Origin of the sequence: Micromonospora fluostatini, assembly GCF_050410825.1 — a bacterium.
Taxonomy (GTDB): Bacteria; Actinomycetota; Actinomycetes; order Mycobacteriales; family Micromonosporaceae; genus Micromonospora; species Micromonospora rosaria.
This window is the reverse complement of sequence record NZ_CP191251.1, coordinates 1,926,311-1,951,117: the sequence shown is the minus strand read 5'-3', so window position 1 is coordinate 1,951,117 and position 24,807 is coordinate 1,926,311. Positions and strand designations below refer to the sequence as shown.

The window sequence follows — 24,807 nt, the reverse complement described above, 5'->3', positions numbered from 1 at the left end:
CATGCAACCCTTCGATCTCGTCGTCCGCAACGTCCGAGTCGTGCGCCACGACCAGGCCGAACCCACAGCGCTGGACATCGGCGTCCGCGACGGCCGGATCGCCCACCTCGCCCCCACCATCGACCCCACCGACGCGGCCACCGTCGTCGACGGCGGCGGCCGACTCGCCTTCCCCGGCGTCGTCGACGCCCACCAGCACTGGGGCATCTACCACCCCCTCACCGAGGACACCGCCACCGAGAGCCGCGCCTGCGCCCAGGGCGGCGTCACCTCCGCCATCAACTACATCCGCACCGGCCAGTACTACCTCAACCGGGGCGGACCGTACCGCGACTTCTTCCCCGAGGTCCGCGCCGCCACCGACCACCGCTCCTACGTCGACTACGCCTTCCACGTCGCGCCCATGACCACCGAACACATCAACGAGATCCCCGACCTGATCCGCGACCACGGGATCACCTCGTTCAAGATCTTCATGTTCTACGGCGGCCACGGCCTGCACGGACGCTCCGCCGACCAGAGCTCCTTCCTCATGATCCCCCCCGACGCCCGCTACGACTACGCCCACTTCGAATTCGTCATGCGCGGCGTCCAAGCCGCCCGCGAACAGTTCCCCGACCTCGCCGACGAGATCTCCCTGTCCCTGCACTGCGAGACAGCCGAAATCATGTCCGCCTACACCCGCCTCGTCGAAGAAAACGGCACACTGACCGGACTCGCCGCCTACAGCGCCTCCCGCCCACCCCACTCCGAGGGACTCGCGGTCAGCATCGCCGCCTACCTCGCCCACGAGACCGGCCTGCCCACCATCAACCTGCTGCACCTCTCCTCGGCCAAGGCCGTCGACGCGGCGATCCGCATGGCCCAGGCCTTCCCGCACGTCGACTTCCGCCGCGAGGTCACCATCGGCCACCTGCTCGCCGACATCGACACCGCCTACGGCCTCGGCGGCAAGGTCAACCCACCACTGCGCCCCCGCGAGGACGTCGAAGCCCTCTGGCGCCACCTGCTCGACGGCCAACTCGACTGGGTCGTCAGCGACCACGCCTGCTGCCGCGCCGAGGTCAAGTTCGGCCAGCCCGACGACGACATCTTCGTCGCCAAGTCCGGCTTCGGCGGCGCCGAGTACCTGCTACCCGGCCTGATCAGCGAAGGCACCAAACGCGGCCTGTCCTACGCCCGCGTCGCCGAACTGACCTCGTGGGCACCGGCCCGCCGCTTCGGCCTGGCCACCAAGGGCGCCATCGCCGAAGGACTCGACGCCGACTTCTGCCTCGTCGACACCGACCACACCTGGACGGTCCGCGCCGAGGACTCCCTCTCGACACAGGAGTACACCCCCTTCGAGGGCATGGAACTGACCGCCCGCGTCACCGACACCTTCCTGCGCGGCGGGCAGATCCTGCGCGACGGCACCGTGGTCGGGCAGCCACGCGGCCGGTACCTCACCCGCCCCACCCGCCCGTGACCGCCGCCGGCACACCCCCGGCCCCCGCCCGCAGCTACCTGTACGTGCCGGGGGACCAACCCGACAAGGTGGCCCGCGCCGCGGCCCGGGGCGCCGACGCCTGCATCCTCGACCTGGAGGACGCCGTCGCCCCCGCGAACAAACCCACCGCCCGCGCCACCGTCGGCGCCTTCCTCACCGACGCCACGACGGGCCCCCAATGGTGGGTACGCCTCAACGCGGACACCCCGGCCGCCGACATCACCGCGGTGGCCGGCCCCCACCTCACCGGCGTGGTCGTCCCCAAGGCCGACGTCGACCTGCTCGCCGAGGTCCACCGGCTGCTCGGCGACGCGGAACACGACCACGACCTCCCGCCCGGCTCCCTGGCCATCTTCGCCCTGCTGGAGACCGCCGGCGGGGTGCTGCGCGCCGACGCCGTCGCCGCCGCCCCCCGCGTCGTCCGGGTCGGCCTGGGGGAGGCGGACCTCGCCGCCGACCTGTGCCTGCAACCGGGCCCCGACAAGGCGGAACTGTGGCCGCTGCGCTCCCGCGCCGTGCTCGCCTGCGCGGCGGCCGGACTCACCCCACCGGTGGGCCCGACCGAGACCGCCCTGCGTGACCCCGACCGCCTGGAGGCGACCAGTCGGCTGCTGCTGCGCCAGGGCTTCCGGGGCCGCACCGCGATCCACCCCGCCCAGGTACCCGTGGTCAACCGGGTGTTCTCGCCGACGGACCAGGAGGTGGCGGCGGCCCGCGACGTCGTCGACCGGCTGGCCGACGCCGAACGGCTCGGCTCGGGCGTGGCGGTCACCGCCGACGGTCGGATGATCGACGCGGCGGTCGCCCGCAGCGCCCGGGAGATCCTGGAGCGCGCCGCCGCAGGCGGGTGACCAGCGGCCCCGCCGGCCGGCCACCACCCGCCATCGTCCGATCGATCGGGTGCGGGTCGGCCGCTCCGACCGCCCCGGAGCGGCACGCCAGGGGAGTGGTGGGTTACTCAGAGTGATCAGACCACGTGGCGTGGAGACGCCGCCCAGGTCACCCACCGCTCATCCTCGCCGTGCCGTACCTGGCCGACAGGGGGAATCCGCACCGCGCCGCCAGGCGCACCGACCCGGTGGTGCCGACGAACGGGCCGGCGCACACCGGGCGGACCGGTTTCCGGCGTAGGAACAGCGCCACGCACTCGACGTCCTGGACCAGAGCGCCTCTTCGGGCAGGTCGGGAGCGCGGCAACGGGCCCCGACAACGCCGTCCCGCCCGCCCCCGGCACTGATTCGATAATGTACATTATGTCAAGTAGCCCGGATCCGGGGCGTCCCCCGCAGCCGGATCGGGCACCCACCGGCCCCACGCCACCGAACGACTCCGTCGCGCGGCCCCACCAACCGCACACTCCCTGCCGACGGACGCGCGACCCGGCGGCGCCCATCGGGCGTGGCCGCGCGGGCGGCGGCGATGCGGGCGGTAGCGTCCCACTCGGCTCAGCGTGGCCACGCTCCGCGATTTCCGCCGGTGACGCGGTACCCCGAAGTGTCAGGTTCCGGTCCCCCGCCGGGAGGCCAGGGCCGGACCCCTTCCGTCCACATGAGAATCCTGCATAATATCCCTTATGCAGGAAATGTCGGACAGTCCGGTCGAGCGGCTCATCGAGGAGTTCCTGACCGCCCGCGCCACCCGGAAACCCTCCCCGCACACCCTGGCGGCGTACCGGCGGGACCTGCGGAGCGTGGCCACGCTGGCCGGGGAGGCGAGCACCCCTCCCCTCCCCCTCGACCGGCTCATGATCGCCGACCTCTCCCCCCGGCTGCTGCGGGCGGCGTTCGCCCGGTTCGCCGCGCCCCGGGCGGCGGCGTCGGTGCACCGGGCCTGGTCGAGCTGGAACGCGTTCTTCACCTTCCTGGTGGCGGAGGCCGTGGTGGCCGGCAACCCGATGCCGGCGGTGGGCCGACCCCGCGCCCCGCTCCCCCAGCCCAAGCCGCTACGGGGCGACGACACCCCCGAGGAGTTGCTGGCGTCGGTGGCGCGGGAGGACGGCCGGCAGCGCGATCCCTGGCCGGAGCGGGACGTGGCGGTGCTGGCGTTGGCGCTCTGCGCGGGGCTGCGGCTGTCGGAGCTGCTGGCGTTGCGGGTGTCGTCGGTGACCGGCCGGGCCGGTGAGCGCCGGGTGGAGGTGGCGGGCAAGGGTGGCCGGCCCCGGGTGGTGCCGGTGGAGCCGGAGCTGGACCGGGTGGTGGTGGCCTACCTGGACAGTCGTGCGCGGCGGTTCGGGTCGCGCAGTGTCCGGCCGGATGCGCCGTTGCTGGTGGACCGGCGGGGTGAGCCGTTGCGGCGGGGTGGTCTGCAGTACCTGGTGGACTCCTGTTTCCGGCGGGCGGGTATCGGGGACCGGGTGCCGAGTGGCGCGCGGTTGCACGCGTTGCGGCACACGTTCGCGACGCGGTTGGCCGAGGACGGTGCGAGCGCGGCGGAGATCATGCGGTTGCTGGGGCACGCGTCGTTGGCGTCGTCGCAGACGTACATCGAGGTGACGGCGGGTCAGCAGCGGGCGGCGGTGCGGTCGAACCGGACGCACCGGGTGTTGTCGGGGTTGGTGGGGGCGCCGCCGGCCGGGTAGCCGCCGGGGATGCGCGCGGCCGGAAGGCCGGCCTTCGACCTCGCCCGGGTCCGGTGGCGTACCCCGGGGTTGGGTGCGGGTGGGTCATCCGGTGGCGGCGAGGGCTGGTGTGGGTGTCAGCCGAGGTCGACGACGAGGGGGCGGTGGTCGGAGATGGTGGCGGCGGGGGTGGCGGTCGCGGTGACGGGTGGTAGGTGGTGCAGGCCGTCGGGGTCGGCGAGGACGTGGTCGAGTTGGACGCGGGGGTGGTGGGCGGGGTAGGTGGGGCGGCGGGCGAGGGGGTGCCAGCCGCTGACGAGGCGGGCGGGGCCGGCGGGGAGGTTCAGGTCGCCGAGGAGCAGGCGGGGTGCGGGGAGGGTGCGCAGGGCGCGGATGGTCCGGCGGAGTTGGTGGGCGTTCCAGCCGGGGACGAAGGACAGGTGGGTGGCGGCGACGGTGAGGGGGCCGTGGGGGGTGTCGAGGACGGCGGCGAGGACGACGCGGGGTTCGTCGCGCAGGAGGGTGAGTCCGCCGCCGGGGATGTGTATCGGGGCGCGGACGGGGGCGGGGCGGAGTCGGGTGACGTGCCAGGTGCGGACGGGGTGGCGGGTGACCAGGCCGATGCCGTAGCAGGGTTCGCCGTGTCCGTCGTCGTCGTGGCGCAGGGGGCGGGTGTGGGTGCCGGGGGTGCCGACGACGGCGGCGGCGAAGCGGTGGTGGGGGGCGTCGAGGGCGCGGGCGGCGATGGCGGTGAGGTCGTGTAGGCCGCTGCGGGTCTGGTCGCGGTCGACTTCCTGGAGGGCGAGGATGTCGGCGTCGAGGGCGGTGATGGTGGCCGCGAGGCGGTCGGGGTCGACGAGGCCGTCGGTGAGGGATCGGCCGTGGAGAAGGTTGAAGGTGGCCAGGCGCACCCTGTGGACCTTATGCGGTCGTGGGACAGTGGCCGGATGGCGCGGGTGTTGGTGTGTTCGGTGTTGGTGTTCGTGGCGGTGGCGGCGTGGGGGGTGTGGCTGCGGGGGCGTCGGGGGCGGTGAGGCTGCCCACAGGGGTGCCCGGGTGGGGTGTGGTGGTGGGCAGAATGGCGGCCCGTGGAACTCGATGCGGTGTCGTTGACCTCGTTGTTGCTGGCTGCTGCCCTGGCGGGGTGGGTGGATGCGGTGGTCGGTGGGGGCGGGTTGGTGCTGTTGCCGGCGTTGATGGTGGCGGCGCCGGGTTTGCCGGTGGCGACGGCGTTGGGGACGAACAAGCTGGCGGCGATCGCGGGGACGTCGACGGCGGCGGTGACGTACGCGCGGCGGACGAAGTTGGACTGGGCGGTGGCGGGTCCGGCGGCGGGGTTGGCGGTGCTGTGCGCGGGGTTGGGTGCGGCGTTGGCGGGTGCGGTGCCGGGGTCGGCGTACCGGCCGGTGGTGTTGGTGGTGTTGGTGGTGGTGGCGGTGTTGGTGGTGGCGCGGCCCCGGTTGGGGGTGGTGGCGTTGCCGCAGCGGCGGACGCGGTGGCGGATGGCGGCGGCGGTGGGGGTCGCCGGGGTGGGTGTGGCGCTGTACGACGGGTTGGTGGGTCCGGGTACGGGGACGTTTCTGGTGTTGGCGTTCGCGGCGTTGGTGGGTGCGGATTTTCTGCACGCGTCGGCGATGGCGAAGGTGGTGAACGCGGGGACGAATCTGGGGGCGTTGGTGGTGTTCGGGGTGACCGGGCACGTGTGGTGGTTGGTGGGTGCGGGGATGGCGGTGTGCAACATCGTGGGGGCGGTGGTGGGGGCGCGGATGGCGGTGCGTCGGGGTGCCGGGTTCGTGCGGGTGGTGTTGTTGGTCGTGGTGGTGGCGTTGGTGGCGCGGTTGGGGTGGGACCAGTGGCGCGCCGGGTGAGGTGAGGTGGGGTCGGGTGGGGGCCGACTGGTGGGGCGGGGCGGCCGGGTGGGCCGGGCCCGCCCCGTTGTGGTTTGCGGGGTGGGGGTCAGGCGTGGCGGATGGTGTCGGTGTGGTCGAGGCGGGGCAGTCGGGGGAAGTGGGCGTCGGGGCCGGGGTGGCCGATGTTGACCACGAGCAGGGAGGTCCAGCCGGTGTCGGTGAAGAAGTCGCGGTCGACGCCGGCGGGGTCGAAGCCGCCCATGGGGCCGACGGCGAGGCCGGCGGCGCGGACGCCGAGGAGGTAGTAGCCGATCTGGATGGTGGCGTTGAAGCGGGCGGTGTGTTCGCGGGCGGTGTCGTCGGTGGCGAAGTGGTCGCGCAGGCCGGGGCGGATGGGGAAGGTGGTGGGCAGGTGGTCGTGGAAGGTGGTGTCGGCGGCGAGGACGGCGACGACGGGGGCGGTGGCGGTCTTGGCGCGGTTGCCGTCGGCGAGGTGGGTGAGGAGGCGGTCGCGGGCGGGGCCGGGGCGGGTGTAGAGGACGCGCAGGGGTTGGGTGTTCATCGCGGTGGGTGGGTACTTGACGAGGTCGTGGATGGCGTGGAGTTGCTCGTCGGTGACGGGTTGGTCGGTGAAGGTGTTGGCGGTGTGGGCGGCGGTGAAGAGTTGGGCCTGGGCGTCGGGGTGCAGGGTGATGAGGTGTTGGGGCAGGACGTCGGTCATGGTGGTTCCTTCGGGGGTTCGGGGCGTGGTGGGGTGCGCCGGTCGGCGCTCGGGCAAAGGTAGCAGCTAGTTTTTTAGTAGTCTCTTGTGTGTTGTGGGGAACACGTATCCTGGGTGTCATGACCGCGCCTGAGACCACCGGGCACACGCCCCGGGCCTGCGCCGGCGGTCTCGCCCGTGCCTTCGCCTTCCTCGGCAAGCGGTGGAACGGCGTGATCCTCGGCACCCTGGCGCACGGGCCGGCCGGCTTCGCCGAGCTGGCCAGGGCGCTGCCGGGGATCAGCGAGTCGATGTTGTCCGACCGGCTCGGCGAGCTGTCCCGGGTGGGGCTGGTCAGCCGTACCGTCCGCGAGGGCCCTCCGGTGGGGGTCAGCTACCAGCTCACCGAGCGGGGCTGTGCGCTGCTGCCCGCCCTGGACGCGCTGGCCACCTGGGCGGACGAGAACCTGCCCGGCTGAGGTCGGCGGCCGGCGTCGGGCGTGTGATCATGGGCGCCGTGCGGGTGGAACGTGACCGGGACGTGTTGGCGGGTCTGCTGCGCCGGGATCCGGTCCTGCACGCCTACGAGCTGGGTGACCTGGACGACTTCTTCTGGCCGCACACGTCGTGGTGGCGGCGCGGCGAGCAGGTGGTGCTGCTCTACACGGCGTCCCGCCCGGCGACGCTGCTGGCGTTCGCCGACGGGCGGGACGTCGCCGGGGCGGGGGCGCTGCTGGCCGAGCTGGCGCCGGTGCTGCCGGGGGCCGTCGTGGCGCACCTCTCCCCCGGCCTGGCCGGTGCTTTGACCGGGCGGTTCCGGGTGGTGACGGCCCACCCGCACGTGCGGATGGCGCTGACCGACCCGGGGCGGCTGGCGGCGGTACCGGTGGCCGGTGAGGTGTTGACCCCGGCCGACCTGCCGCAGCTACGGGCCCTGTACGCGGCGGCGTACCCCGGCAACTGGTTCGACCCGCGGATGCTGCACACGGGCCAGTACGTGGGTGTGCGGGAGGGTGGGCGGCTGGTCGCGGTGGCGGGGGTGCACGTGTGGTCCCCGGCGTACCGGGTGGCGGCGCTGGGCAACGTCACCACCCGGCCCGAGGCGCGGCGGCGGGGGTTGGCCGCCGCGGTGGTGGCGGCGGTGTGCCGGCGGCTGCGCGGCAGCGTGGACCACGTGGCGTTGAACGTGCGGGCGGACAACACGGCGGCGGTGCGGCTGTACGAGCGGGTGGGGTTCACCCGGGTCGCCGACTTCACCGAGTACGAGCTGACCGCCGGCCCGCCGGCGGGACGCTGATCAGCGCTGCCGGGGCCGGTCGAAGCGGCCGGCGCGGATCTCGCGCAGCGCGCGGCGGCGGACGTCGCCGGTGAGGGTGTCGACGTAGAGGCGGCCGGTGAGGTGGTCGGTCTCGTGTTGCAGGGCGCGGGCGAGGAAGCCGGTGCCGGTGACGGTGAGCGGCTCGCCGTGTTGGTCGACGCCGTGGACGGTGGCGTGCAGGGCCCGGCGGGTCGGGAAGTACAGGCCGGGGATGGACAGGCAGCCCTCGTCGTCGGTCTCGGTGCTCTCGGAGACCTCCAGGGTGGGGTTGACCACGTGGCCGCGGTGGCCGTCGGCGTCGTAGACGAAGACCTGGGCGCTGACGCCGATCTGGGGGGCGGCGACGCCGGCGCGGCCGGGTTCGCCGAGCAGGGTGTCCATCAGGTCGGTGACGAGGGCGCGCAGGTCGGCGTCGAAGGTGGTCACCGGGGGGCAGGGGGTGCGCAGGACGGGGTCGCCGAGGATCCGGATGGGCCGCATGGTCATGGCTGGCAGGGTAGTCGCCGCGGGTGTCCGGGGACGGGTCGCGTCCGGTGGGTCAGCCGGTGGTCAGCAGGGCGCGCAGCGGGGCGGCCTTGGCGGCGGCTTCGGCGACCTCGGCGTCGGGGTCGCTGTCCCAGGTGATGCCGCCGCCGGCCCACAGGTGCAGCCGGTCGGGCTCGGCGGCGACGGTGCGGATGGTGAGGCCGAGGTCGAGGTGGCCGGGGGCGACCCAGCCGAGCGCGCCCATGCTGGCGCCCCGGCCGGCGGGCTCCAGGGCGGCGATGTGGTGCAGGGCGGCGAGTTTCGGGGCGCCGGTGACGGAACCGCCGGGGCAGACGGCGCGCAGCAGGTCGGCCAGGCCGAGGCCGTCGGCGAGGGTGGCGGAGACGGTCGACTCGGCCTGCCACAGGTCGCACCAGCGGCGGACGGCGTACAGCTCGTCGACGGTGACGGTGCCGGTGCGGGCGAGGTGGGCCAGGTCGTGGCGTTCCAGGTCGACGATCATGATGTGTTCGGCGCGTTCCTTGGCGGAGGCGAGCAGGTCGCGGCGGCCGGCGGCGGTGGCGGGGCGGGTGCCTTTGATGGGGCGGGTGAGCACCCGGCCGGCGGTGACCTCGACGAGGGTTTCCGGGGAGGCGCAGCCGATGGCCCAGCCGTCGCCGGTGAGGGTGCCGCCGTAGCGGGCGCCGGGCAGGGCGGCGAGTCGGCTCAGGGCGGGCAGCGGGTCGCCGGTGTAGCGGGCGGCGGCGTGGCCGACGAGGTTGACCTGGTAGACGTCGCCGCGGCCGATGGCGGCGTGGACGGCCCGGACGGCGGCGGCGTGGGCGTGGGGGGTCCAGCTCGGTTGCCAGGGGCCGACCCACCAGGGGGTGGGGTGGCGGCCGGTGGGGCCGGTGGGGGTGTCGGTGTGGTCGTAGACGACGGCGACGAGGTCGGGCAGGGCGGGGGCGGGGCTGGGCGGGCCGGTGGGGGCGCCGGCGAGGTGGGCGCCGGCGGCGGCGGAGACGTACAGGGCGGCGCCGCAGGTCCGGTCGTCGGGGTGGTGGCCGGTGGTGGGGTCGGCGAGGTCGGTCACGGGGAGTCCGTGGGCGGTGAGGAACGCCTGGACGGTGGCGGCGGGGTCGCCGCCGTCGCTGGTGCGCCAGTGCAGGCGGGCGCGTTCGGTGAGTCGGTGCCGGCACCCGGGTGGGGCGGCGGGGACGTCAATCACTCGGTGTGGGAGCGTTTCCACGCCACTCGGCCCTATCTTCCTCGTCCGTTCAGTGGATTTCCTCCGCGCCACGGTGAAAGCCGCTCGATGCAACGCGCCTCGACTTGGTACTGTGCGTCACTGGTCATGTGAACCATGACACAGTGCCCCCACAGTCCGGAGAACCCGATGTGCCAGCACCAGCCCACCTGCCCCTCTGCTGACGCGACGGACCGGGAAGCCGCCCGGGCCATCGCCTGCTTCCCCGAGCAGGGCTGGAGCCTGCTCTGCAACGGGGTCATCTTTTTCGAGGACACCGGCGAGCTGCTTCCCGACGGCAGCAGCATCGCCCCGCACCGGGGACCCGCCCGGCACGCCCTCGTCGCCTGACCGATCACCCACGGTAACCGGTCTTGACCTCGGCGCGGTCCGGCCGGTATCCACCCGGGACGCCCCGGTCGAGGCGTCCCGGCGCAGCGTACGTCAGTCCTCGAACGCCTCCGGCGAGGGGCAGGAACAGACGAGGTTGCGGTCACCGAACGCGCCGTCGATGCGCCGCACCGGCGGCCAGTACTTCCCCACCCGCGCCACCGTGCCCGGGTACGCGCCCACCGACCGGGGGTACGGGTGCGGCCACTCGTCGGCGGCGACCATCGCCGCGGTGTGCGGGGCGTTGCCCAGCGGGTTGTCCCCCGCCGGCCACCGGCCCGCCGCGACGGCGTCGATCTCCGCCCGGATCGCGACCAGCGCGTCACAGAACCGGTCCAGCTCGGCCAGGTCCTCACTCTCGGTGGGCTCCACCATCAACGTCCCCGCCACCGGGAACGACATCGTCGGCGCGTGGAAGCCGTAGTCCATCAGCCGCTTCGCCACGTCGTCCACGCTGACCCCGGTCGCCTTCGTCAGCGGACGCAGGTCCAGGATGCACTCGTGCGCGACCAGGCCCTTGTTGCCGGCGTACAGCACCGGGTAGTGGGCCCGCAGCCGGGCCGCCACGTAGTTCGCCGCCAGCACCGCCACCCCGGTCGCCCGGGTCAGCCCCGCCGCGCCCATCATCCGCAGGTACGCCCACGGGATCGGCAGGATCCCCGCCGACCCGTACCGGGCCGCCGAGATCGCCGGCCGGCCCGCCCCGTACGCCCCGGCCGGGTCGCCGGGCAGGAACGGCGCCAGGTGGGCGCGCACCGCCACCGGCCCCACCCCCGGCCCGCCGCCGCCGTGCGGGATGCAGAACGTCTTGTGCAGGTTCAGGTGCGACACGTCCGCCCCGAACCGGCCCGGCCGGGCGTACCCGACCAGGGCGTTGAGGTTCGCCCCGTCGACGTACACCTGCCCGCCGGCGTCGTGGACCTTCGCGCACAACTGGGCGATGCCGGTCTCGTACACCCCGTGGGTCGACGGGTACGTCACCATGATCGCCGCCAGGGTGTCCCGGTGCGCGTCGATCTTCGCGTCCAGGTCGACCAGGTCGACGTCGCCGTCGGGGTCGCAGCCGACCACGACGACCCGCATCCCGGCCATCACCGCGCTGGCGGCGTTCGTGCCGTGCGCCGACGACGGGATCAGGCACACCGTGCGGTGCCCCTCGCCCCGCTCGGTGTGGTACGCCCGGATCGCCAGCAGCCCCGCCAGCTCCCCCTGCGACCCGGCGTTGGGCTGCACGCTGACCGCGTCGTACCCGGTGATCTCCGCCAGCCACCCCTCCAGTTGGCCGATCAGCTCCCGGTACCCGGCGGTCTGCCCGGCCGGGGCGAGGGGGTGCACGTCGGCGAACTCGGGCCAGGTGATCGCCTCCATCTCGGTGGTGGCGTTGAGTTTCATCGTGCACGAGCCCAGCGGGATCATGCCCCGGTCCAGGGCGAAGTCCAGGTCGGCGAGGCGGCGCAGGTACCGCAGCATCGCCGTCTCCGAGCGGTGGGCGCCGAACACCGGGTGGGTGAGGAACTCGGAGGTGCGGGCCAGCCCCGCCGGCCACGCCGGCCCGACCGGCTCCGCCGGCAACACCGAACCCGTCGGCTCGTCCGGCAGCAGCGGATGGGCCGGCTCCGCCGGGACCGCCGGCCCGGCCGGCACGCCCAGCGCGGCGGCGACCGCGTCGCGGACCGCCGTCAGGTGCGCGGTGGTGGTCGTCTCGTCGCAGGCCACCCCGACGTGGTCGTCGTCGACCAGCCGCAGGTTCACCCCCCGTGCGGCGGCCTCGGCGAGCACCGCCGCCGCCCGGCCCGGCACCGCCACCAGCAGCGTGTCGAAGAACGCCCCGTGCACCACCCGCGCCCCGGCCACGGCGTCCAACGCGCCGGCCAACCGCACCGCCGCGCCGTGGGCGTGCCGGGCGATCGCCCGCAACCCGTCCGGGCCGTGGTGGACGGCGTACATGCCGGCCATCACCGCCAGCAGCACCTGCGCGGTGCAGATGTTGCTGGTCGCCTTCTCCCGCCGGATGTGCTGCTCCCGGGTCTGCAACGCCAACCGGTACGCCCGGTCCCCGGCCGCGTCCCGGGACACCCCGACCAGCCGGCCGGGCAGCATCCGCTCCAGGCCGGAGCGCACCGCCAGGTACCCGGCGTGCGGCCCGCCGAAGCCCATCGGCACCCCGAACCGCTGGGTGGTGCCGGCGGCGATGTCCGCGCCGATCTCCCCCGGCGGGCGCAGCAGCGTCATGGCCAGCAGGTCCGCCGCCACACACACCAGCGCCCCCACCGCGTGCGCCGCCGCCACCAGCGGGGCGTGGTCGCGGACCGCCCCGGACGCCCCCGGGTACTGCAGGTGCAGGCCGAAGAACTCCGCCGGCAGGTCCCCGGCGGTCAGGTCCACCACCCGCACCTCGATGCCGAGCGGCTCCGCCCGGCCGGTGAGCACCGCCACGGTCTGCGGCAGGGTGTCCGCGTCGACCACGTACACCGGGCTGCGGGACCTCGACGCCCGGCGGGCCAGGGTCATGGCCTCCGCCGCCGCGGTGGCCTCGTCGAGCATCGACGCGTTGGCCGTCGTCAGGCCGGTCAGGTCGCACACCATCGTCTGGAAGTTCAGCAACGCCTCCAGCCGGCCCTGGCTGATCTCCGGCTGGTACGGGGTGTAGGCGGTGTACCAGGCCGGGTTCTCCAGGACGTTGCGGCGGATCACCGCCGGGGTGTGCGTGCCGTGGTAGCCCAGCCCGATCATGGACACGGCGACGGTGTTGCGGGCCGCCAGGGCGCGCAGCTCGGCGATGGTCTCGGCCTCGCTGGCCGGCGCCGGCAGGTCCAGGGTGCCGTGCCAGCGGATCACCTCGGGGATCGCCGCGTCCATCAGCTCGTCGACCGAGCCGTACCCGACGACCTCCAACATCCGGCGTTCGTCGTCGGCGTCCGGGCCGATGTGCCGGTCGGCGAACGGTGCGGTGGTCATGGGGGCGCTCCCGGGGGTGAGGTCGACAGGTCGGCCTCCCCCTGAGTCGCACCCACGGCGACGCGGGCGCTCCACAGTGCCTGCCCACGAGGTCCTTTTGCCTGAGAGGTTCCGGGGAGGATATGCCCCTTCGGCGCCGCCGGTGGGTCGGGCGGTCTCTCCCCCGTGGGTGGTACCGGCATGGTCAACGCTACCAGCGTCGGTGTTTCCGGGGCATGTCGTCCCCCGCCCCGGGGCCGGGGGTCACCCGGCGGCCGGCACCTCCACCGGGCGGGCGGCCGCCGCCGGCACGGCGGCGGTGACCCGGTCGGCCAGCGCCGGCAGCGCCACCCCCAACGGGGCGTCCAGGCGGGCGTGGGCGTACCCGTCGCCCCGGGTCGGCCCCTGGTTGACGATCCCCACCGGGATGCCCAGCTTCGCCGCCCGGATCACGAACCGCCGCCCCGACATCACGGTCAGCGACGACCCCAGCACCAGCACCGCGCGGGCCCGCCCCACCAGGTCGAAACACGACGCCACCCGCGGCGCCGGCACCGTCTCGCCGAAGAACACCACGTCCGGTTTCAGCATGCCCGTCCCGCACGCCCCGCAGTCCACCGTCCGGAACTCCGCCACCTGCGCGTCGCCCAACTCCACGTCCCCGTCGGGGTTGACCGCCCCGGCCCGCGCCACGAACCCCGGGTTGGCCGCGCGCAGCCGCCGGTCCAGGTCGTCGCGGCCGGTCCGGTCACCGCAGTCCAGGCAGACCACCCGGTCGAGGCGGCCGTGCAGCTCCACCACCCGGTCGCTGCCCGCCGCGCCGTGCAGACCGTCGACGTTCTGCGTGATGATCCCGGTGACCAGTCCGGCGCGCTGCAACCGGGCCACCGCCTGGTGCCCGGCGTTCGGCGCCGACCGGGCCACCAGCCGCCACCCCAGGTGGCTGCGCGCCCAGTACCGCCGCCGGGCCGCCGGGTCCCCGGTGAACGTCTGGTACGTCATCGGGGTGTGCCGGTGGGCCACCCCGGAGGGCCCCCGGTAGTCCGGGATACCCGACTCGGTGGACAGGCCCGCGCCGCTGAGCACCACCACCTGACCGGCGGCGACCAGCCCGGCCACCGCCTCGAACGTGTCCGTCACCCGTCCATGCTGCCTCAGCCGCCGCCGCGACCGCGAGCACCGCCGGGCGTCGGGCCGGTCGGCGGCTACGGTGACGGGTATGCGTGTCGTCATCGCCGGAGGCCACGGCAAGATCGCCCGACTGCTCGGACAGGACCTCGCCCGCCGGGGCGACACCCCCGTGGGCCTGATCCGCAACCCCGACCACGCGGCGGCGCTCACCGCCCTCGGCGCCCACCCGGTGCGGTGCGACCTGGAACACACCGACGTCGACACGGTCGCCGCGCACCTGGCCGGCGCCGACGCGGTGGTCTTCGCCGCCGGCGCGGGCCCCGGCAGCGGCGCCGCCCGCAAGGACACCGTCGACCGGGCCGCCGCCGGCCTGCTCGCCGACGCCGCCCAGACCGCCGGGGTGCGCCGCTACCTGCTGGTCTCCTCGATGGGCGTGGACCGCGACCCGCCCGCCGGCACCGACGACGTCTTCGTCGCCTACCTGCGGGCCAAGAAGGCCGCCGAGGACGACCTCACCGGCCGGGACCTCGACTGGACGGTGCTGCGGCCCGGCCGGCTCACCGACGACCCGCCCACCGGGCGGGTCGCCCTCGCCCCGCACGTCGGGTCCGGGGCGGTGCCCCGCGCCGACGTCGCGGCCGTGCTGCTCGCCCTGCTCGACGAGCCCCGCACCGCCGGGGTGCGCGCCGAACTCGTCGGCGGCGACACCGGCGTCGCCGAGGCGGTCACCGCCCTGACCCGCTGACCCCGGCGGCCACCCGGCCCGTGCCGCCGCACCGCACGCGGCGGCCGCTCAGAGCTCCACGACGGTGCTCCACGCCGCCCGCGGCGTGTACGGGCCGGCGGTCGCGGCCCGGGGTTTCGCCTGCGCCGACCTGCTGCGCTTGTCGGTGCTGTCCCAGGTCGCGCGCACGCCGTACCGGACCGGACCGCCGCTGCGGGTCAGCCCGAGCGAGGACACCTGCGGGGCGGTGGTGGAGCTGAACAGGCCACCGGCGGTGGTCACCGCGTTGCGTTGGAAACCCAGCGCCGCCGGGTCCTGCCCGGTGGGGTAGAAGGCCGCCTCACCACGGATGGTGTACGACCCCCGGGTGGTGTCGTGGTACTGCCCGGTGTCGCCGATCAGGGCGGTCAGCCCGAAGGTGTCGTCACCGCCGTCGCTGACGGTGCCGTCCTCGTCGACCAGCCACAACTCCCAGTACTCCAGCACCGTCGCGTCGGCGCTGCCGCCGCTGGGCGCCACGTACGCGTCCAGTGCCGCACCGCTGATCGACGTCCACCCCTGCGGGGTGTGCCGCTCCACGTCGAACTCCCGGGTCACCCGCTGGATGATCACGCCCCGCTGCGGGTTGCTGACCGCCCATTCCCGGCGACGGGAGAAGTTCCCGCAGACCCCCTCCTCGTTCAACCCGGTCAGGAGCACGGCGTCCAGGGCCGGCGCGGGCGTGGTGGTGGTCGCCGGCGCCCGCTGCACGGCGCCGGCACCGGGCCGCCGGCCGGCCAGCAGCCGGCCCACGGCGGCGTTGCCGGTGCTGCGTTGCAGCGCCAGCAGCGCCCGCGGCGACAGGTCCCCCGGGGTCGCGGTGGCTTCGGGGGCGTGGCCGGCCGACCCGACGGCCCGCCGTGGTCGCGGCGGGCCGAGGGTGTTCCGCTCTGGTTCGTCCCGGGCGTGCATGGTCGGCTCCGATCCGCGAAGGGTGACAGGGGTACCTGCCTAACCCACGTCGCGTACCGCCGGACAGGCCCCCACGGGCAGTCCTGCGGCCCCCGTCCGTGTTCCCGGCGGGCGTGGCGTGCCGCGCCCCGCCGGGGGACGCGGCTATCCCCGCGGCGGCTGTTGTCGGGGCGACGCCACCCGGGGTTGCCCGGCCGGCGCCGGCGTTACGGCGCCGGCCTCCCGGGTCAACCGGTCCATCGTGCGCGCCAACTGCTGACTGCCGTCGTCGAGGTGCCGCGACGCCGCCTGCATGTGCGAGATCATCATCTCGCCGAAGATGCGCAGCGCCTCCCGGGTGGCCACCGCGTCGTCGACACCCGCCCCGGCCGACGACCGGTACTCCTGCACCGCCCGTTCCGCCTCGGCCCGCGCCTCCTCCGCCGCCGCCCGCAGGTAGCTGTCGTACTGCGTGCGCGCGTACTCGGCGACCCGCCGGGCGTGGTCGTGGGCCTGCGCGATGATCTGCTCGGCCTCCCGCTGCGCCGCCGACAGCAGGTTCACCTCCGTCGCCGCCGGCGCGGGTGGGCCCGACGACGTCGCCGGGGTCGCGCCCGCGCTCGGGATCACCCCGTGCCGGTGCAGCTCCACGTGGTCGTTGAGCCGTTCGTTCTCCGCCCGCACCGTCGCGAGCTGCGTGGCCAGCAGGTCCAACTCGTCGGCCACCTGCACCCGGAACCGGTCCACGTCCGCGTGGTCGTAGCCGCGCCGGGTGAACGACGCCGACCCGAACTCCCAGCGGCGGACCCGGTCCGCCGTCATCCGCACCTGCCCACCCCCGGACACCTGACCACCGTCGTACCTGTCGATCGAGGTCGCACTCACCGGACACCTCCGGAACCGTCAGGGGCCGTGCCCGCCCGCACCGCCGTCCGCCACGCCGACCCGTACCACTGCGCGCCGGACCCCTCGTGGTGGACCTGCCCGGCGTGGTAGCCGGCCCGGGTCAACGCCGCCACCGCGTGCGACACCGCCGCGTCCGACCCGCACACGTACACCTGCCGGGACCGCCAGTCACCGTCGGCCAGCGCCCGGTCCACCGGGTGCACGAACTCCCCCGGCCGGGCCAGGTCCACCCCCACCACGTAGCTGACCGTCAGCCACGGACACGCCGACGCCAGCTTGTCGATCGCGTCGACGTCGTAGAACTCGCTGCGCGAGCGGGCGCCCACGTACAACGCGACCCGCCGGCCGGAGCCTTCCCCGGCGACCTGCTCCACCAGCGCCTTCACCGGCGCCCACCCGGTGCCGGCGGCCAGCAGCAGCAGGTCCGCCGACCCGGCCGGCCGCAACGTCAACCGGTCCCCCACCGGGGCCGCCAGGTGCACCTGGTCGCCGGCCGCGCACCCGTACACCAGCCGCGACGACACCGCCCCGCCCGGCGCGGCCCGCACGTGCACCTCGATGGTGCCGTCGGCGCGGGGCGCGTTCGCCGGCGAGTAGTACCGCCAGGAGCGCACCGCCGGATGGGACACCCCGATCGACTGGCCGGCGGTGAACGGCAGCAGGTACTGCGGGCGCAGCGTCAGCACCGCCACGTCGAAGCCCCGCCGGTCGTGCGCGACGATCTCCGCCACCCACCACGGCGGGGACACCTCCCCGGCCGCCTGCGCCGCCTCGGTCATCACCCGGGCGACCAGCCCGTACGCCGTGGCCCAGTCCCGGGCCAGGTCGTCGGTCCACTGGTCGGCCAGGAAGTGCCGTACCGTCGCCAGCAGCGCCTCGCCCACCGCCGGGTAGTGCTCCGCGCGTACCGCGAACTTGCGGTGGTCGGCCCCCAGGTCCCGGAGGAACCCCGCCAACCGGTCCGTCTGGTCCACCTGGGACACGATGTGCCCCAGCGCGGTCACCAGCCGGTCCCGCTGCCCGGCCATGTTCGTGGGGAACATCTGCCGGATCTCCGGGTGGGACAGGAACAACGTCGAGTAGAAGTACAGCGGAACCTGGTCGCCGTGCGCGGCGACCAGGTTCCAGCTCCGCGTGAGCCGGGCCGCGTCCACGGCTCAGGCGTCCGGACCGGTCCCGGGGGCCACCACCTGGTCGCGCACCTGGGCCAGCACGGCGTCGACGTGCGCCAGCACGTCGGCCGGCACGCCCAACCCGGTCAGCGTCGCGGTCAGGTGCGCGCCCACCAGCGCGTAGTGGTCGCCGGGGATGCCCAGCGGGTGGTGCGCCTCGGCCAGGCCCCGGCCGGCGTAGGTGTCCGGGCCGCCGAGCACCACGGTCAGCATCGCCGCCAGGTGCCGGCGCTGACCTGACATGTCGATGCCGGTGAAGTACCCGGCGAGCGCGGGGTCGGCCAGGACCCGGTCGTAGAACGCCTCGACGGCGGCGGTGACCGCGCCGGCGCCGCCGATCCGCTCGAAGGGGGTGCGGGGGGTGGACTCTTCGGACACGGTAGCCGTCACGGCCGATCCTTCCGCCGGTGGAGGGGACGAGGGGCAGCGGACCGCGTACGCGCCTCGCCGCCGTGCCCGACGGACTTCGTGCGGAAGCGGACCGATGACGGACGATAGCGTGCCGGCCTCGCCGCGTCACCGCCGCCCTATCGGAATCCCGACACCCCGGTCACTCACCGTGACAGGGGAGGCGGGGCGACGGGTCGGGCCGCCGTCCACCGTGGAACCGGGGACGCCGTGCCCACCACCACCGCGACGGGAACCTGCGGTCCATTCGGGACGCCGGGCGTCGGGGCGGCGGGCCGCGACCGACGGTCACCCGGGCCCGCTGTCAACCCCGTGAGGGTGCGGGAATCAGCCCGCCCGCCGGCGGGCCCGCCGGGCCGCCAACTCGTCACCGGCCGTCGGCTGCGGCGAGGGCGACGTCTCCGGCGCCGCCACCGGCTCCGCCGGCAGGTGCGACAGCGACCCCTGGATCTCCTTGAACGCCCCACCGATCGCGATGCCGAACACCCCCTGGCCGCCCTGCAACAGGTCGACGACCTCCTCGGGGGACCGGCACTCGTACACCGTGGTGCCGTCCGAGATCAACGTGATGCCGGCCAGGTCGGCGACTCCCCGCGACCGCAGCGCCTCGATCGCCCGGCGGATGTTCTGCAGGGACACCCCGGCGTCCAGCAGCCGCTTCACGACCTTGAGCACCACCAGGTCGCGGAACGAGTACAGCCGTTGGGTGCCCGACCCCGACGCGTCCCGGACGCTCGGCACCACCAACGCCGTCCGGGCCCAGTAGTCCAGCTGCCGGTAGCTGATACCCACCGCGTGACACGCCGTCACACCCCGGTACCCCACCGAATCGTCACCGTCAGTCATCACGCCCGGCGGGGTCGTCCCCGGCTGGCGTTGCTGAACACCCGGATCGGAATCTCGCGGCTCCTGCATCCCGACACCCTCCCCGCCCGTGCGGTGACACGTCGCCTGCGGGACGTGCACCCCTCGACACGGCAACCCTATAGCGACCTTCAAGAGTTACCGTGGAGAAACCACCGCGACACGCCGCGCAGCCACAATCCCCGCCCCCGGCGAGCCGTCACCGCCCGTAACCGTCAGCGGACCATCGGGCCCCCGGGACACCCACGCCGGGCGCCTCAGCCCGCGAAATCCTCCGGGCTCACCTGCTCCAGGAACTCGCGGAACTTCTCCACCTCGTCCTCCTGCTCGTCGGGAATCACGATCCCCGCCTCGCTGAGAACCTGCTCCGCGCACCGGATCGGGGCGCCCACCCGCAACGCCAGGGCGATCGAGTCACTCGGCCGCGCCGACACCCGCACCCCGTCACCGATCAGCAGATCGGCGTAGAAGACGCTCTCCTTCAGCTCGGTGATCTCCACCGCCCGCAACGGCGCCTGCAACGCCGCCAGCACGTCCCGCAACAGGTCGTGCGTCAACGGCCGGGCCGGCTTGACCCCCTGCTGCTCGTAGGCGATCGCCGTCGCCTCGACCGCACCGATCCAGATCGGCAGATAGCGGTCCCCCTCGACCTCCCTGAGCAGGACGATCGGCTGGTTGCTGGGCAGCTCCACCCGAACTCCGACCACGCTCAGCTCGCGCACCGCCGCCTCCGTGTCGTTGTCACCCTACGCCCGCACCGTGCCTTCCGTGAACGGTACACGGACCGCGACCCGGCGGTGGAACGCGCTACCAGCCCACACGCCGCGCCCCGGAAAAGGCGGTTACCCCGGCAAGCCTACGACACGCCCACCGGAAGCAGATCATCACGCTCCGCACCACCGGCACGCAGACCCCGCCGGGCGCGCGGGCGGGCCACCGCCGACAGCGGCCGTCACCGGCCCACCGTCGACCGCAACCCCACCCGCACCAACGCCGCGTGCAACTGCTGCGACAACGCCACCAGCTCCCGCGCCGTCTCCGCCGCCCGCGCCCGCGCCGCCGGATCACTCTGCCGCGCCAACGGCGCCACGAGCTGCGCGAACAGACCCACCTCACGATCCGCCGCCGTCCGGTACCCCCGCAGGTGCCGCGGCTGGATCCCGTACGCCGCCAGACCCGCCACCGCCCGCGCGATGATCAACGCATCGCCGTCGTACCAGCCCGGCGGGTCGGAGACCACGATCCCGAGCCGCTCCAACTCGCCCAACGTCGACTCGTCGATCCCGCTGCGCGTGACCAGGTCCACCCGGCCCATGCGCACCTGCGCCGACTCCGCCGGCGGGTCCGCCTCCGGCCGGCCCGGAACCTCACCACCCGGACCCACCGCCACCAACGTCGGCCGCGGCGGGTCCGGCCCCTCACCCGACGCGTCCCACCCGGCCAACTGCTCCCGGATCACCCGCAACGGCAGGTACTGGTCCCGCTGCGCGGTCAGCACGAACCGCAACCGCGCCACGTCGTCCCAGCTGTACTTCCGGTAACCGGCAGCCGTACGCTGCGGCTCCACCAGGCCCTCGGCCTCCAGGAACCGCAACTTGGAAATGGTGACGTCCGGGAACTCGACCCGCAGCTGGGCCAGCACCTCGCCGATACTCATCAGCGGGTGCGCGCGGGCCGCCCCCGGCGGCGTCGACGCCGCAGGCTCGTTCACCCCCGGCCGGCCTCCTCCTCCGGACGCGGACCCGCGATGAAGACCACCCGGAACTTCCCGATCTGCACCTCGTCACCGTTGCTCAACGTGGCCGCCTCCACCCGCTCGCGATTCACGTACGTGCCGTTGAGGCTGCCCACGTCCCGCACCGTGAACGTCCCGCCGTCACGGTGGAACTCCGCGTGCCGCCGCGACACCGTCACATCATCCAGGAAGATGTCACTGTCCGGGTGCCGGCCACTGGTCGTCACGTCGTGGTCCAGCAGGAACCGGGCACCGGCGTTCGGACCGCGACGGACCACCAGCAGCGCCATCCCCGGCGGCAACGAACCGGACATCCGGCTCGGCACCACGTCGGTGTCCGGCCCCTCCAGCACTTCGTCGAGCGAACCGAGATTGAGCGTCGAAGTGACGTCGAGTGGGGGGAACTCGTCGTCTGGGCGCGTCATGGGACCACCTCACGGATCTGATCGGTCGCGTCGGGATCCGGGTCTGGCCGCCGGGCAGTCGCACACCCGGCGGCTGGCTCCCCGTGCCAGGGAAGGCAATTCCGCAACGCTCAACTATTGGGTTCTCGGTCGACTGGGCGAGCCTAGCCAGCGCCGAAATGCAGGGCAACCGGACGCGCGGAGAAGCCCTCCACGACAGACCCGGCACACGACTCAACTCTCGGTGAGCTCGCGGTAGGCGTCGGCGGTCAACAACCCGTCCACCGCCGCCGGATCGTCCGGCGTGATCTCCACCAACCACCCGTCACCGTACGGATCAGTGTTGATCACCTCAGGGGTGTCGGCCAACGCCTCGTTGCGCGCCGCCACCGTCCCACCCACCGGGGCGTAGATCTCCGACACACTCTTGGTCGACTCGATCTCACCCAGCGACTCCCCGGCGGCCACCACGGCCCCCACCTCGGGCAACTGGACGAACACGATGTCACCCAGCGCGTCCTGCGCGAACTGGGTGACACCCACCCGCACGGTCCCACCGCCGTCGCCCACCACCCACTCGTGCTCGGCGGTGTACCGCAGATCCTCAGGAATCACCAGACGCGTCCTTCATCCATCGGTGCACCGGAAACCCGGTGCCGGCCGCGCCGGTCACTCGACCGGACGGGCGTGTTCCAGCGTGGTCGGCTCGTGCAGCGCCGAAACCTCGACGACCCCACGCTCCTCGACGATCACGTTACCGCCGGCGCGCGCCACCGCGGCGACCACCCCGCCGGGAATCCGCAACGCCGTCCGCATGGTGTCCGGATCACCGATCACCATGATCGTGTACGGCCCCGACAACCGGCGACCGTCCACCAGCAACCCGCCGTTCTCCGCGTCCAGGAAGTACGTCGACGCCACGATCCGCACCGCGTCCCCACCCGCGCCCGCGATCTGCATCGCCTCCGCCCCGGCGCCCCGCAACTCCTGCACCGCGTCCAGGACCCGGAACGCCTCCAACGGCTTCGACACCGACTCGAACCGCACCGACAACCCCGGCCCCGACGCCGGCAACGTCCCCGCCAGGATGCCCAACTCGTCGGCCCGCCGCGTCGCCTCCTCCAACGCCGCCTGCCGCCCCGCCACACCCGAGGTCAACTGCCGCTGGCTCTCCTCCAACGCCGCGATGTCCTGCCGCAGCCGGTTCTCCCGCTGGTCCAGATCCGACAGGATCCGCACCAGGTCCTCCTGCCGCGCCGCCGCCAACGACGGATCCGTCGACGTCGTCTTCAACTGCACCACCAGGGTGAACCCCAGCAGCGCCAACAACACCGCGATCACCACACCGGCCGACCCGAACCGTCGCACCGGCCGCGCCGCCGCGGCGGCACCCGGCACGTCCGGGGCGTCCGGGGTCCGCGACAGGTCCAGCGTCGTCCCGCCGTCGTCGTCCACCGACCGCCCGGCCGGCCCCACCTCCGTACCGGCGTCGGGGTCGGCCGGACCGGCGACCGGGCCCGGCACCGCCTCGGACCGTTCCGCCGGCCCCGCCGGCGCCAACCCGCTCACCTCGTCCGCCGCCGGCGCGTCCGGCCGCGGATCCGGCTCACCCACCGGCCCCGACGGCCGACCCGACGCCGGCCACCCCGTACCCGTCTCCGCGTGCTCCTCGCTCACGCCACCAACCTACGCCCGGAACAGGTGCCGGCGGATCGCCGCCACGTTCCCGAAGATCCGCACCCCCAGCACGACCACCACACCGGTGGACAACTGCCCACCCACCCCCAACTGGTCACCCAGGTACACGATCAGACCCGCCACCAGCACGTTCGAGATGAACGACACCACGAACTGCTTGTCGTCGAAGATCCGGTCCAACTTCGCCCGCACCCCACCGAACACCGCGTCCAACGCCGCCACCACCGCGATCGGCAGGTACGGCTGCAACGCCGCCGGAACGGTCGGGTCCAGGTACACCCCGAGCACCACACCCGCGAGCAACGCCAGCACCGCGATCACCGGCCACCTCCAGAAGGGCTGGGAGCCGCCCGCGACCCGGACGGCTCAGCGGAACGGTCCTGCGACACCGACGGACTCGGACTGACCGCCGGCCGCGCGTAGCGTAGCCGCGGCTCCGCCGCCGCCGGCAGGGTGAGGTCGTCGGCCCGCCGCACCCCGAACGAGATACCGGTCTTCGCGGCGACCTCCCGCATCAACGCCGCCGCGCCACTGCCGTCGAACCGGCCCCGCATCTCACCCGACCCGATCGCCGACACCTCGTACGGCCCCGTCACCGGCCGGAAGTCCACCAGGATCGCGTCCCCCGCCGACCGGATCGTCGACGTCGCCGTCAACCGCTGCCCGTTGATCGCCACCGCCTCGGCCCCCGCACCCCACAACGCGTTCGCCACCCGCTGCAGATCGCTGTAGATCACCCGCGACGGCCCACTGGAACCCGTCACCGCGTCCGGATTGTTCGGCGCGTCGGCCAACCGCACCACCACACCGTCACCCCGCACCCGACCGACCCCGGTGCCCGCCTCCAGATCCCGCAACCGCGCCGCCGCCGACCCCGTCAACGCCGACGCCCGCAACCGGCTCACCTCGGCCCGCAACTCGTCCGACCGCTCCGTCAACTGGTCCGACTGCTGCTCCCGCTCCCGGATCTGCGCCACCAACCCGGCCCGCGCCTGACTGCGCCCCGGCTCCTCCGCCACCGTCTGCCGGTACGCCACCGCGAACAGGAACCCCAGCACCACCAGCACCACCAGGCTCACCGACCGCGCCGGCCACCCCGGACCCGACGACCCACCGGCCGCCCGCCGCGCCGCCGCGTCCGTGTACCCCGGATCCAACGGGTTGCGGAACAACTCGGTCAGGAAGTCCGGCGCGTACACCCGGTCCGGGCCCCGCCGCTCACCGGAACCCCCGCTCACGACGACGCCCCCCGGCCCCGCACCAACCGACCCGCCTGCACCACGTACATCCCCCCGGCCACCCAGTAGAGCACCAGACCCCACCAGGCCAGCCCCCAGCCGACCGCCGCCGCGGCCGTCGCCGCCCCCGGCACCGCCGCCGCCACCAACAGGATCGGGAACGCCGCCAGCAACAGGAACGTCGCCGTCTTCCCCACGTAGTGCACCGCCGGCGGCCCGTACCCGTACCGACGCAACACCGCCAGCGAGCCGAGCAGCAACACCTCCCGCGCGAACAACGCCGCCGTGAACTGCCACGGCACCACCTCACGCACGGTGAACGCGATCAACGTGGCCAGGATGTACAACCGGTCGGCGAACGGATCCAGCAACTCACCCAGCCGGCTCACCTGACCCAACCGGCGGGCCACCCACCCGTCCACCCAGTCCGTGGTGCCACCGATGGCCAGCACCACCACCGCGGCGACATCCGCGCGCAGGGCCAGGAACAGGTACAGGAACAGGGGCACCCCGAGCAACCGGACGAAACTGATCAGATTCGGCAGCGTGAGAACCCGGTCCCGCGCACCCGCCCGCCCGTCACCCGAGGACGGCCGGGGCTCTGCCCCAGCGGGCCGACGCGACACCGTACCTCCCCCCGCGGGC

General features: G+C 74.0%; 27 protein-coding genes and 1 riboswitch. Of the genes, 8 read left to right on the top strand and 19 right to left on the bottom strand.

Annotated elements, in window-relative coordinates:
* The first annotated feature begins 1 nt into the window (after position 1).
* From ACQUFX_RS08240 to ACQUFX_RS08230, 3 genes are all read left to right on the top strand, one after another.
* A complete protein-coding gene (locus tag ACQUFX_RS08240) occupies positions 2–1,468 on the top strand; it encodes a dihydroorotase (protein ID WP_428965428.1) in 1,467 nt (488 codons plus the stop codon).
* Positions 1,465–2,340 carry an HpcH/HpaI aldolase/citrate lyase family protein gene (locus tag ACQUFX_RS08235; protein ID WP_428965427.1) on the top strand — a complete coding sequence of 292 codons (876 nt, stop codon included), beginning with the start codon at positions 1,465–1,467 and terminating at the stop codon, positions 2,338–2,340. The genes ACQUFX_RS08240 and ACQUFX_RS08235 overlap by 4 nt, the downstream gene beginning before the upstream one ends.
* Before the next feature lie 722 nt (positions 2,341–3,062).
* On the top strand, positions 3,063–4,067 hold the full coding sequence (locus tag ACQUFX_RS08230) for a tyrosine-type recombinase/integrase (RefSeq protein WP_428965426.1): 1,005 nt from the start codon (positions 3,063–3,065) through the stop codon (positions 4,065–4,067).
* 116 nt (positions 4,068–4,183) lie between these two features.
* Here the strand turns inward: ACQUFX_RS08230 and ACQUFX_RS08225 are convergent, their stop codons facing one another.
* Positions 4,184–4,957, bottom strand: a complete 774-nt coding sequence (locus ACQUFX_RS08225) for an endonuclease/exonuclease/phosphatase family protein (RefSeq protein ID WP_428965425.1) — start codon at positions 4,955–4,957, stop codon at positions 4,184–4,186.
* A 177-nt stretch (positions 4,958–5,134) separates the two neighbouring features.
* Here ACQUFX_RS08225 and ACQUFX_RS08220 point away from each other — a divergent pair, with 177 nt between their 5' ends.
* A complete protein-coding gene (locus ACQUFX_RS08220) occupies positions 5,135–5,914 on the top strand; it encodes a sulfite exporter TauE/SafE family protein (RefSeq protein ID WP_428965424.1) in 780 nt (259 codons plus the stop codon).
* An 88-nt stretch (positions 5,915–6,002) separates the two neighbouring features.
* Here ACQUFX_RS08220 and ACQUFX_RS08215 read toward each other — a convergent pair whose 3' ends face one another.
* Positions 6,003–6,617 (bottom strand): malonic semialdehyde reductase, encoded by a 615-nt coding sequence (locus ACQUFX_RS08215; RefSeq protein ID WP_428965423.1) that lies wholly within the window; start codon positions 6,615–6,617, stop codon positions 6,003–6,005.
* Between the two features lie 119 nt (positions 6,618–6,736).
* Between ACQUFX_RS08215 and ACQUFX_RS08210 the strand changes: the two genes are divergently transcribed.
* Positions 6,737–7,075, top strand: coding sequence for a winged helix-turn-helix transcriptional regulator (locus tag ACQUFX_RS08210; RefSeq protein ID WP_428965422.1), 339 nt, complete (start codon positions 6,737–6,739; stop codon positions 7,073–7,075).
* 29 nt (positions 7,076–7,104) lie between these two features.
* Complete coding sequence (locus ACQUFX_RS08205; protein WP_428965421.1) at positions 7,105–7,893, top strand: GNAT family N-acetyltransferase; 789 nt, start codon at positions 7,105–7,107, stop codon at positions 7,891–7,893.
* On the opposite strand, the gene ACQUFX_RS08200 is transcribed toward ACQUFX_RS08205, so the two are convergent.
* Both ACQUFX_RS08200 and ACQUFX_RS08195 read right to left on the bottom strand, forming a co-directional pair.
* Entirely contained in the window at positions 7,894–8,400 is a 507-nt protein-coding gene (locus ACQUFX_RS08200; RefSeq protein WP_428965420.1) for a peptide deformylase, read from the bottom strand.
* Positions 8,401–8,452: 52 nt separating this feature from the next.
* Positions 8,453–9,679: a chorismate-binding protein gene (locus ACQUFX_RS08195; RefSeq protein ID WP_428965419.1), complete on the bottom strand. Its 1,227-nt coding sequence runs from the start codon at positions 9,677–9,679 to the stop codon at positions 8,453–8,455.
* 96 nt (positions 9,680–9,775) lie between these two features.
* Here ACQUFX_RS08195 and ACQUFX_RS08190 point away from each other — a divergent pair, with 96 nt between their 5' ends.
* Positions 9,776–9,976 carry a DUF5999 family protein gene (locus ACQUFX_RS08190; protein WP_067374059.1) on the top strand — a complete coding sequence of 67 codons (201 nt, stop codon included), beginning with the start codon at positions 9,776–9,778 and terminating at the stop codon, positions 9,974–9,976.
* A 93-nt stretch (positions 9,977–10,069) separates the two neighbouring features.
* Here the strand turns inward: ACQUFX_RS08190 and gcvP are convergent, their stop codons facing one another.
* Both gcvP and ACQUFX_RS08180 read right to left on the bottom strand, forming a co-directional pair.
* A complete protein-coding gene (gcvP, locus tag ACQUFX_RS08185) occupies positions 10,070–12,973 on the bottom strand; it encodes an aminomethyl-transferring glycine dehydrogenase (protein ID WP_428965418.1) in 2,904 nt (967 codons plus the stop codon).
* Positions 12,974–13,052: 79 nt separating this feature from the next.
* A riboswitch (glycine riboswitch) is annotated at positions 13,053–13,147 on the bottom strand.
* A 69-nt stretch (positions 13,148–13,216) separates the two neighbouring features.
* Positions 13,217–14,092 (bottom strand): NAD-dependent protein deacetylase, encoded by an 876-nt coding sequence (locus tag ACQUFX_RS08180; protein WP_428965417.1) that lies wholly within the window; start codon positions 14,090–14,092, stop codon positions 13,217–13,219.
* Positions 14,093–14,171: 79 nt separating this feature from the next.
* Between ACQUFX_RS08180 and ACQUFX_RS08175 the strand changes: the two genes are divergently transcribed.
* Positions 14,172–14,828: an SDR family oxidoreductase gene (locus ACQUFX_RS08175; RefSeq protein WP_428965416.1), complete on the top strand. Its 657-nt coding sequence runs from the start codon at positions 14,172–14,174 to the stop codon at positions 14,826–14,828.
* A gap of 48 nt (positions 14,829–14,876) precedes the next feature.
* Here the strand turns inward: ACQUFX_RS08175 and ACQUFX_RS08170 are convergent, their stop codons facing one another.
* The 13 genes from ACQUFX_RS08170 to ACQUFX_RS08110 form a co-directional block, all read right to left on the bottom strand.
* Positions 14,877–15,758, bottom strand: a complete 882-nt coding sequence (locus tag ACQUFX_RS08170) for a hypothetical protein (protein ID WP_428965415.1) — start codon at positions 15,756–15,758, stop codon at positions 14,877–14,879.
* A gap of 144 nt (positions 15,759–15,902) precedes the next feature.
* Complete coding sequence (locus ACQUFX_RS08165) at positions 15,903–16,622, bottom strand: DivIVA domain-containing protein (protein ID WP_428965414.1); 720 nt, start codon at positions 16,620–16,622, stop codon at positions 15,903–15,905.
* Positions 16,619–17,797, bottom strand: coding sequence for a globin domain-containing protein (locus ACQUFX_RS08160; protein WP_428965413.1), 1,179 nt, complete (start codon positions 17,795–17,797; stop codon positions 16,619–16,621). The genes ACQUFX_RS08165 and ACQUFX_RS08160 overlap by 4 nt, the downstream gene beginning before the upstream one ends.
* A 3-nt stretch (positions 17,798–17,800) precedes the next feature.
* The gene (locus ACQUFX_RS08155) at positions 17,801–18,205 is read right to left on the bottom strand and encodes a group I truncated hemoglobin (protein ID WP_428965412.1); all 405 of its coding nucleotides are present in this window, start codon (positions 18,203–18,205) and stop codon (positions 17,801–17,803) included.
* A 345-nt stretch (positions 18,206–18,550) separates the two neighbouring features.
* Positions 18,551–19,138, bottom strand: coding sequence for a MerR family transcriptional regulator (locus tag ACQUFX_RS08150; protein ID WP_428965411.1), 588 nt, complete (start codon positions 19,136–19,138; stop codon positions 18,551–18,553).
* Positions 19,139–19,344: 206 nt separating this feature from the next.
* Complete coding sequence (locus ACQUFX_RS08145) at positions 19,345–19,809, bottom strand: bifunctional nuclease family protein (RefSeq protein WP_067371626.1); 465 nt, start codon at positions 19,807–19,809, stop codon at positions 19,345–19,347.
* A 230-nt stretch (positions 19,810–20,039) separates the two neighbouring features.
* Positions 20,040–20,744 (bottom strand): transcriptional regulator FtsR, encoded by a 705-nt coding sequence (locus ACQUFX_RS08140; RefSeq protein WP_211272108.1) that lies wholly within the window; start codon positions 20,742–20,744, stop codon positions 20,040–20,042.
* Between the two features lie 50 nt (positions 20,745–20,794).
* Entirely contained in the window at positions 20,795–21,247 is a 453-nt protein-coding gene (gene odhI, locus ACQUFX_RS08135) for an oxoglutarate dehydrogenase inhibitor Odhl (protein ID WP_007071101.1), read from the bottom strand.
* A 213-nt stretch (positions 21,248–21,460) separates the two neighbouring features.
* Positions 21,461–21,841 carry a glycine cleavage system protein GcvH gene (gcvH, locus tag ACQUFX_RS08130; protein ID WP_428965410.1) on the bottom strand — a complete coding sequence of 127 codons (381 nt, stop codon included), beginning with the start codon at positions 21,839–21,841 and terminating at the stop codon, positions 21,461–21,463.
* A 54-nt stretch (positions 21,842–21,895) separates the two neighbouring features.
* Entirely contained in the window at positions 21,896–22,903 is a 1,008-nt protein-coding gene (locus ACQUFX_RS08125) for a DUF881 domain-containing protein (RefSeq protein ID WP_428965409.1), read from the bottom strand.
* 9 nt (positions 22,904–22,912) lie between these two features.
* The gene (locus ACQUFX_RS08120; RefSeq protein WP_007071104.1) at positions 22,913–23,245 is read right to left on the bottom strand and encodes a small basic family protein; all 333 of its coding nucleotides are present in this window, start codon (positions 23,243–23,245) and stop codon (positions 22,913–22,915) included.
* A complete protein-coding gene (locus ACQUFX_RS08115) occupies positions 23,242–24,162 on the bottom strand; it encodes a DUF881 domain-containing protein (RefSeq protein WP_428965408.1) in 921 nt (306 codons plus the stop codon). Before ACQUFX_RS08115 ends, ACQUFX_RS08120 begins: the two co-directional genes overlap by 4 nt.
* Entirely contained in the window at positions 24,159–24,788 is a 630-nt protein-coding gene (locus ACQUFX_RS08110) for a CDP-alcohol phosphatidyltransferase family protein (protein WP_428965407.1), read from the bottom strand. The genes ACQUFX_RS08115 and ACQUFX_RS08110 overlap by 4 nt, the downstream gene beginning before the upstream one ends.
* Between the last annotated feature and the right edge of the window lie 19 nt (positions 24,789–24,807).